This is a genomic window from Oceanicaulis sp. UBA2681, assembly GCF_002354675.1.
Taxonomy (GTDB): Bacteria; Pseudomonadota; Alphaproteobacteria; order Caulobacterales; family Maricaulaceae; genus Oceanicaulis; species Oceanicaulis alexandrii.
The window spans coordinates 10,215-19,033 of record NZ_DEMB01000010.1 but is presented as its reverse complement, the minus strand read 5'-3'; the positions used below and the strand labels follow the sequence as shown (position 1 = coordinate 19,033).

The following is an 8,819-nucleotide window of genomic DNA, read 5'->3' as shown; positions in this document are numbered from 1 at the left end:
GTGTTCTTGCCGAACAGCGTGCCTTGCGGACCGCGCAGCACTTCGATGCGCTCGATTTCGCCAAGGTCGCCGAAGCCGACGCCGTTGCGGGAGCGGAACACACCGTCGATGTAGACGCCGACGGAGCTCTCAAGACCAAAGTTGTCGCCCACGGTGCCGATGCCGCGAATACGTGCGGTTGTGATCGTCTCGGACTGGGTCGAGGTGACCATCAGCCCGGGTGCGATCGAGATCAGATCCTTGATATCCTTTACGCCCGCATTCTGGAGCGCATCAGTGTCATAGGCGCCGATGGAGATCGGAACATCCTGTGCGCTTTCCTCACGCTGTTGCGCCGTAACCGTGATGACGTCGACCGTGCGGCGATCACCGCCCCCGACCTGGTCAAAAACCTGAGCTTGCGCAGCAGCGCCCAGCACAAAAGTGGATGCGGCCGCATAAAGAGCGGTGCGCGTGAACTTAGACATCATGAATTGGTCTCCTCCCTACTCAGCGTGTCCGGACTGGCCGGTGACGTGTGAGGCGCTCCGCCGCGCCATTCATCGCTGACTAATGTCCATACAAAGGTGACTGATTTTGCAAGAGCGTGAAAGCACCCAATAGCGCTTAAGCATTCCCGCAGAGGCCATATGAGGTACTTTTTTGAATTTTCATATACAACTGTTGCGGCACAGTCACGATGACGCGAACGTCAATCTATGCTGCAGTCGCTCAGTCCAAATGCGTTATTTATTGAAAATACACGCTGCATGTGCAGCAAAACTTCCCGGCTCTCTCTGAATCAGAATCGCCCAAACACACAAAAGAAAAGGCCGATTCCTTTCGGAACCGGCCTTTCGCATCTGCAGCTATGTCGTAAAGAGTGTTCTTACCACTCGGTACGCAGGGTCACACCCCAGGTGCGCGGAGCCCCCAGGAAGGCCGCATAACTGGCCGTGCCGCGGGAGTCGAGCGAGGTGCCCGCGCCAGCCCGGCGCCCTTGAGCGAAGGCGTCGATGGCCACTTGAGCGTAGGTCTCGTCAGTGAGGTTGCGCCCCCACACTTCAACCGACCAGGCGCCGTCTTCACGACCAAGGCCCAGACGAGCGTTCACGGTTGTGAAAGCGTCCTGCACCTTTTCCGGGTCCAGATCGGAACCCGTGTTGTATTCAGACGCCCAGCGCGCATCCAGGCTGGCGCTGGCCAACAGGTTGTCGAAAACCGGACGCGAGTAGATCACCTGGGTGGTGAAGGTCTGCTCAGGCACCAGCGAGAAGTCCTGGCCCTGCAACGCGTCGACCAGCGGGTCGCCCGTGTTCACCTCGGTGTACTCGGTGTTGGTGTAGGCGTAACCAGCCGTCAGATCGAGACCTTCGATCGGCGTGGCGTAGAAGAAATCCAGTTCTGCGCCATAGGTTTCAGCTTCGTCGATGCTCTCAACCACAAAGGCGATGCCGTTAAAGGTGTTCAGCTGGAAGTCGCCGACTTGCTGGAAGAAGACCGAGCCGTTGAGCTGAACCACATTGCCAAACAGTTGGGATTTGAAGCCGAGCTCGTAGGAGTCCACGGTTTCCGCCGCAAACGAGTTATCCGAGTTCAGATAACCGTCCGCGCCGATCGGGCCGTTAAGCTGACGATCCAGGTTGAAGCCACCCGCTTTGAAGCCGCGGGAATAGCCGCCATAGACCATCACATCGTCATTGATGTCATAGGTCAGACGCAAGGTGCCGGAGACTTCCTCGTCGGTACGCTCGTTATCATAGCCGTTCGCATCGAGACCGGAGCGGTGATACGGCAGACAGATATTGCCGATGGCGGTGGCGCCGTTGGCGATCGTGGCGGCCGGCAGGCCCTGTGCAGCGGCCGCAGCAATGAAGCCGTTGATCGGATCAAAGCCGAACGCCTGCTCGACAGCCGCGCAAGCCAGCGGCTGGTTGGTGTCGAACGTCGCGTAAACGTCCTTGTTTTCATGGGTGTAACGCAGACCTGCCGTCAACGTCAGGTCGTCTGTCAGGCGGTAGGCGTTGTGCGTGAACACAGCCCAGCTGTCAGCCGTCTGGTTGTAAATGTCCTGGTTGACGCCCTGTCCGCCCAGATATGCGGAGCCCGGGGGAATGTTGATCAAACCACCCGTCAGTTGCGCCAGAACGGCGCTGACGCCGGCCGGGGTGCCGAGCGGCGGCACGGAGCCAGCCGTCAGAGACCGCCCAAGGAAGGCTTCCCAGTCATCACCGATCCGGATGGCGTCGCCCAGAACGAGATCTTCATGGGAGTAGAAGGCGCCGACGAGCCAGTCGAGATCGCCCCATTGACCGTTCAGACGGACTTCCTGAGACAGACGCTCGATATTGGTGAAGTTGTTTTCGCGGTCACGATAAGCCAGATCCGCACTGGTGTAATCGATGTCCTGGCTGCGTGCGTTCTCCCAGTTGCGATAGGAGGTGACCGTCGTCAGCGTGCCGATGGGCAGTTCGATATCGAACTCTGCGGACACGCCCCAATCTTCGACGATCTGGTCGTATTCGCGATTGGCGAACGCCACGCGCTCTTCAGGATCGGCCGGGTAGAGAGCGTCACCGCCAACCGAGTTGACCAGTGCGATTCCCGCCGGAGAATAATCCCAGGACGCTGCCGAACAGCACACTTCATCGCGCTCGGTATAGTCGGCGATCAGGCGGCCGGTGACGGTTTCGCTCGGGGTCCACTCCAGCTGGCCGCGAACCGACCAGAAGCCCTGATCGTCGGATTCAGTGTCCGTGTACTGCCCGTTGCGATCCTGGACGTAGAGATCCATGTAACCGTCGCGCTCGCCGCGCACAGCGAACAAACGACCCGCCAGCACGTCCTCGAAGATCGCCCCGGTCACATGACCGCTCAGGCGCGAGTATCCGTAATCACCGACGGTGGCTTCGAGAGCGCCGCCATGTTCAAACTCGGGACCGGCGGTGACAATGTTCAGAACGCCGGCGGAGGTGTTCTTGCCGAACAGCGTGCCTTGCGGGCCGCGCAGCACTTCGATCCGCTCAAGCTCGCCCAGGTCGTTGAAGCCCACGCCGTTACGGGCGCGGAACACGCCGTCGATGTAGACGCCGACCGAGCTTTCCAGGCCAAAGTTGTCGCCCACAGTACCGATGCCGCGGATACGCGCGGTGGTGATGGTCTCGGATTGGGTGGAGGTGACGATCAGGCCCGGCGCAATGGCCTGCAGGTCCTTGATGTCACGCACGCCCGCATTGGCCAACGCTTCGGTGTCATAGGCGCCGATGGAGATCGGAACATCCTGCGCGCTTTCTTCACGCTGCTGCGCCGTGACGGTGATCACGTCGACCGTGCGGCGTTCGCCGCCGCCGACCTGATCGAAAACTTGTGCTTGAGATGCTGCGCTGAGCGTCAGGCTCGACGCCGCTGCAAGCAAGGCGATCCGGTTAAAGGATGACACCATGGAGACTCTCCCTGATTGAACGCAATCTTCGTCCGATTGCTTGTCTATCTGATCAGCCTGTGGCTGGACGCGCGGACCATGACTGATTTGCAACGCAATAAAAAGATGCTGCATGCGCTCCATTCAATCGAGAATGGCCCAAAAAGCCCTTTTTTCTTTGAATAATTTATTACCGGTGCGGCGCAGCAACATATTGCAGCACAATCTCGCTATTCACGCCGCTTCTCCGCTTGAAAGAAACAGTTACGCTCTGACAACGCCTTCAGGGTTAAGATCAGGACGAACCAAGGAGAGACCCGGGCGTGAACGACGACGTGATGACCCAGCTCAAGCGCCATCTGGCGAGCGCTGAGCAGATTGACGTAAGCCGCTATCAGTTCGTGAACATGGACCGGGTGCGCGATGCGGCGGGCGACCGCTGGCCGGAATGGCGCGAGCGGGTCTTCATCGCCTCACGCTCCATTATCGACAAGCGGGTGGCTGAGGACGATCTGATCATTCAGTGCGCCAGTGGCTATCTGGTCATTTTCAAAGCCCTGTCCGGACCACAAGCGCAAAAGCTGACCAATAAGATCAGCCATGAAATGGAAGAGTTCTTTCTGGGCGAATCCTTCATCAACCAGCTCAAGGTTGAAGCCAAAAGCGAACAGCTAAGCGTTGAAGAATTCGCCGCGACCATGGCGTCCGCCGAGATTGATGAGCCGCGTCAGGCCAAGACTGTCGAGACAGAGCCAAACCAGAAGAAAGCCTTTTCCCTGTTCTACCAGCCTGTCTGGGACATGAAGCGGGAAGCGGTCGCCAGTTACTTCGTTCGGGCGCTGAATGCTGAGGTCGACTCCCCGTATCAGGCTCGCAACACAGATTTGATGCTGACGGATCTGAAGCCGGACGCGCGCCTGGCCGTGGACATGGCGGTGCTGAACGATGCGGCTGAAGCGCTTGAGGAACTGGTCCAGACGGGGACACGCTGCGCGCTGATCGTGCCGGCGGGCTACACGTCGCTGAGCAACCCCCGGACGCGTTCGCAATATGTCATGGCGCTGGCCGATCTACCGGCACATTTGCGCCAGCTTGTCTGGGTCCAGATCAAGGACGCCCCGGCCGATCCACCCTCCACCGTGCTGGATGAAACCTTGCGGATCCTGCGTTCGCAAACCGCCAAGCTGTTTGTTCAAGTGCGCACGGACTGGCCCTTCTGGAGCCGGTTTGAAAATCTGGGCGTGGACGCTATCGGCGCAGATTTTCCTGAACGGCTGACCGAAACTGACCGGCTGGACATCGACCGTTTCCTGGCCAGCGCCAAGCGAGGCGGCAGCTCAGTCTATTTCAACCGGGTCGAGAGCTGGGAGGCGTTTCGCGCCGCCACCCGTACAGGTGCGCGCTTGATCGCCGGTCGCGCCGTGGGGCAATTGCCCCACCCCGCCGCTCCGTTCAGGCTCTCACGCGCACGCTTGCTCAACTCTGCTCGATAACCTCCCCTTGCCCTTAAGCGGTTCAGGGCCCTACGCTGTCGGATCAAAGATTTGGAGCGTCCATGATGAACCGCCTACTCCTTGCTTCACTAGCCTGCGCGCTCGCGACCCCCAGCGCCTTTGCATCGACTCAAGCTGCGGGCGGCCCCTTGCAGGCGGCCGACATTTTCAGCCTGGAAATGGCGAACGACCCGCAAATCAGCCCCAATGGGCGGTATGTCGTCTACCAGCGCCGCTCCAATGACATCATGACGGACCGAACGCGATCCGCATTGTGGATCGCGCCCTATGACGGCGGCTCGAACCGGCCCCTTGTCACAGGTGCTGGCGAATATTCTTCGGCGCGCTGGTCGCCAGACTCCAGCCAGCTTGTCTACATCGCCAATGAAGACGACCAGAGTTTGCTCAAAACCGTATGGGTGGATAGCGGACGCAGCGCCACTCTGGCTCACCTGCCAGGCGGCGCCGGCAATCTCAGCTGGTCGCCGGACGGGCGCTGGATCGCTTTCACCATGTTCATGAGCGCCCCCGAACCCCAGGTCGACATCGGCATGCCCGCGCAGCCGCGCGGCGCAGACTGGGCGGCGCCGGCGCTGGTGGATGAGACCACTCGGTATGAGTTTGACGGCGCCGGAGAGCTGCCCTCAGGCTTTACACAAATCTTTGTTGCGCCTGCAGATGGCGGCGCACCGCGTCAGTTGACCCAGGTCAGCGATGGCTCGATTTCAGGCGTCAGCTGGGGACCGGACTCCCAAGCGCTTTATTACTCGCTCGGCGGACGGGAAGCCGATGGCTTTGATTTCCGTGAAGCCGACATCTACGCCATTACGCTCGACGCGTCCGATCCGGTCCAGATTACCGACTATCCGGGTGGAGAATCCAGTCCGCGCATTTCGCCGGACGGCGAAACTCTGGCCTATCTCTCCACACCGCGTGTTGAAACCTCGCATGCTGATACGGATCTGAAAGTCTTGTCGCTCAACGGCGGCGAACCGCGTGAGCTCTTGTCAGACCTAGATCGCGGCATTGATCAGGCCGAATGGGATGAACGCGGACGGGGACTATGGGTCCGGTTTGATGATCGCGGCCATACCATATTGGGTTATGCGGGCCTCAATGGCGGCCTCGACCGGGTGCGCGATGATCTCGGCGGCACGACCTTTGGCCGACCTTACACGTCAGGCGCTTTCACCGTGTCTGACAATGATCGCTGGGCGGCGACGCTCGCCAGTGCGCAGGATCTCGCCAATGTGGGGGTCGGCACGCGGCGCGGCCTGGCGAACCGGCTGACTGATGTGAACGCGGATGTGCTGGGCCTGCGCGACCTGGCGGAGGTGGAGCGTTTCACCTGGGAAAGCTCGGCCGATGGTCAGGAAATCGAAGGCTGGATCGCCTATCCGCCCGGCTTCGACCCCAGCCAGACCTATCCGATGATCCTTGAGATCCATGGCGGCCCGCACACCGCCTATGGCCCGCAATTCTCCGGTGAGGTCCAGCTCTACGCCGCGGCGGGCTATGTGGTGCTTTACACCAATCCGCGCGGCTCGACCTCTTATGGCGAAACCTTCGCCAACGAGATCGACAAGGCCTATCCCGGCCAGGACGTGGATGACCTTCTGTCAGGCATTGATGCGCTGGTCGCACGCGGGTTTGTGGATGAAGAGCGCCTGTTCGTCACCGGCGGTTCGGGCGGCGGCGTTCTGACAGCCCAATTGATCGGGGTAACGGATCGCTTCGCCGCCGCTGCGGTGGGCAAGCCGGTGATCAACTGGACGAGCTTCACCCTCGCCGCCGATATCGGCCCGAGCATCTATCGCTACTGGTTCGGCGTAACGCCCTGGGACGCGCCTGAGGAATACTGGCGCCGCAGCCCGCTCTCGCTGGTGGGCAATGTTGAGACGCCCTCTCTGGTGTTTGTGGGCGGCGAAGACCGCCGCACGCCGGTGTTTGAGGCCGAACAATATTACAACGCCCTGCAGATCCGCGGAATCGACAGCCGCCTGGTCCGCATTCCCGGCGCCTATCACGGCATCGCTGACAGCCGGCCCTCGCGCCTGTTGCAGAAGGCCGGGCACGTTCTCGCCTGGTTTGAGCAATACGACCCGGCCAACGCCGAAGAGGAATGAGGGATCGCGACCCGGAGGCGGAGGCGCTCGGCGCCTCCGCCATCGCAAACATCTATGAGCGCCATGCCGAACGGTTTGACGCTCGACGGCGGCATGCAAAAACGTTTCTGGAAGCGGGCTGGATGGCGCGCTTTCTTGCCTTAACAAGACCGGGCGGACGGATACTCGATCTCGGCTGCGGATCAGGTTTTCCCATCGCCGCTCACCTTATCGACCAGGGTTTTGCGGTCGAAGGCGTGGATATCGCGCCCGCCATGATAGAGCTCTGTCAAAAGGCCTGGCCCGACCAGACCTGGCGTGTCGGCGATATGCGCGACATTGAGCTCACCGGCCCCCATGACGGCGCCCTCGCCTGGCATTCCAGTTTTCACCTGCCCGCAGAAGACCAAGCGCGCCTGATCCAGCGCATCGGCGCTACGCTAGCGCCCGGCGCGCCTTTCATGTTCACCAGCGGAGACGGTGATGGCGTCGCCTGGGGCGACATGTTCGGCGACGCCCTGTTTCACGCCAGCCTGGCGCCCGAACGCTTTGAACAGAGCCTTCATGAGGCCGGGTTCGATCGTGTCGAGCAATGCTTCTGGGATGACAGCTGTGGCGGCGCATCCGTCTGGCTGACGCGTAAACGCCAAGCCTAGACCTGAACGCTGGGCCGCGCCTTGCAGGCGTCGCGCCATGTGCTGAGCGCGGTCAGCTCTTCACCGGGAACCATCTTCACCCAGGCTGCGAACTCCACAAACACAAAGGCGGTGATGTCGGCGAAGCTGAAGGAATCCCCTGCAAGCCAGGGCGTTTCGGACAGACGCGCATCCAGTGTTTTGAAGAAGCGCTGGCCGCGCATCATGCCCCGCTCGGCCAGTTCCGGGATTTGCGGCACCGGGTCTGGTCCGGGCAGCGCGCGGTCCTTCATGGATTTAGAGGTGTTGCGCAACACCTCCATCACGCTGATCAGGCCTTCAAACTCTGACCGCCACACCCATTCGGCCACCCGCGCCTGCTCGATCGGACTCACACCCAGAAGCGGCGGGTCAGGATAGAGCGCTTCGAGATAGCGCACGATTGAAGCGTTCTCGCACAAGGTCTCGCCCTCGTCAGTGACCAGGGCGGGCACCGTGCAGCCGGGATTGACCGCCATGAAGTCAGGGCTGAATTGCTCGCCGGATCGCAGGTCGATCTCGACGGTCTCTACATCAATGCGCTTCTCGGCGATCACCATGCGGGCGCGGCGAGGGCTGGGCGCGCTGGCGCAATCATAAAACTTCATGGTCGGTTCTCCCTGTGCATGCGTTACTCGGCGAACGCTTGCGGGCGAGTATCGGCCACGCCCAGGCGCGCTTCAATCTGCGCGCCCAGCGCCAGGATCACACCTTCGTCAAACAAGGGCGCCCAGAGCGAGCTGGCGTAGGGCACGGTGAAGGTCTCGCCGCTCTCATCCACCGGAGCGCCGAAAATCGTCCGTGTGGGCTGCTCGACGAATCCCGAGCGAAAGGCGAGCTGAGGGTGGCCGGTATAGTTGGTGATCAACAGCATGCCGCCCGCAAAATTCGGGCCGATTATGGCGTCGATGCCCTCAAAGGTCTCAGCCATCATCGTCATCGCCTTGCGGCGCAGGCGATCAGCGTTGACCATGTCCACAGCGCTGGCGAAGCGCGCGCGACGGAACGTGTTGGGCCAGGCGGCGTCATCCTGCCAGCGCAGCTGATCGTCCAGATCTTCAAGCGTCAGCGTTTCAAACGCCGCAGCCGCCTCGCATTCCAGCTGGATCAGCATCGTTTCCCAAGGCTGCTCGTCAATTTCGAACGG

The 8,819-nt window shown here is 61.1% G+C and carries 6 protein-coding genes and 1 pseudogene; 3 read left to right on the top strand and 4 right to left on the bottom strand.

Annotation, left to right across the window (positions count from 1 at the left end):
- Both B3M53_RS06785 and B3M53_RS06780 read right to left on the bottom strand, forming a co-directional pair.
- Positions 1-470 (bottom strand): Plug domain-containing protein (locus tag B3M53_RS06785; RefSeq protein ID WP_286800003.1); only part of this gene is annotated, 470 nt, incomplete at its 3' end.
- Between the two features lie 398 nt (positions 471-868).
- Positions 869-3,421 carry a TonB-dependent receptor gene (locus B3M53_RS06780; RefSeq protein WP_160091957.1) on the bottom strand — a complete coding sequence of 851 codons (2,553 nt, stop codon included), beginning with the start codon at positions 3,419-3,421 and terminating at the stop codon, positions 869-871.
- A 302-nt stretch (positions 3,422-3,723) separates the two neighbouring features.
- Between B3M53_RS06780 and B3M53_RS06775 the strand changes: the two genes are divergently transcribed.
- The 3 genes from B3M53_RS06775 (at position 3,724) to B3M53_RS06765 (ending at position 7,654) form a co-directional block, all read left to right on the top strand.
- Positions 3,724-4,893: a hypothetical protein gene (locus B3M53_RS06775; RefSeq protein ID WP_160091958.1), complete on the top strand. Its 1,170-nt coding sequence runs from the start codon at positions 3,724-3,726 to the stop codon at positions 4,891-4,893.
- A gap of 65 nt (positions 4,894-4,958) precedes the next feature.
- Complete coding sequence (locus tag B3M53_RS06770; RefSeq protein ID WP_028284798.1) at positions 4,959-7,019, top strand: S9 family peptidase; 2,061 nt, start codon at positions 4,959-4,961, stop codon at positions 7,017-7,019.
- On the top strand, positions 7,016-7,654 hold the full coding sequence (locus B3M53_RS06765; RefSeq protein WP_022701904.1) for a class I SAM-dependent methyltransferase: 639 nt from the start codon (positions 7,016-7,018) through the stop codon (positions 7,652-7,654). Before B3M53_RS06770 ends, B3M53_RS06765 begins: the two co-directional genes overlap by 4 nt.
- On the opposite strand, the gene B3M53_RS06760 is transcribed toward B3M53_RS06765, so the two are convergent.
- Together B3M53_RS06760 and B3M53_RS06755 are read right to left on the bottom strand one after the other, a co-directional pair.
- The gene (locus tag B3M53_RS06760; protein WP_286799997.1) at positions 7,651-8,280 is read right to left on the bottom strand and encodes a glutathione S-transferase family protein; all 630 of its coding nucleotides are present in this window, start codon (positions 8,278-8,280) and stop codon (positions 7,651-7,653) included. The two genes, B3M53_RS06765 and B3M53_RS06760, sit on opposite strands and share 4 nt — an antisense overlap.
- Before the next feature lie 23 nt (positions 8,281-8,303).
- A pseudogene (locus tag B3M53_RS06755) lies at positions 8,304-8,819 on the bottom strand (amidase); the annotation flags it as partial.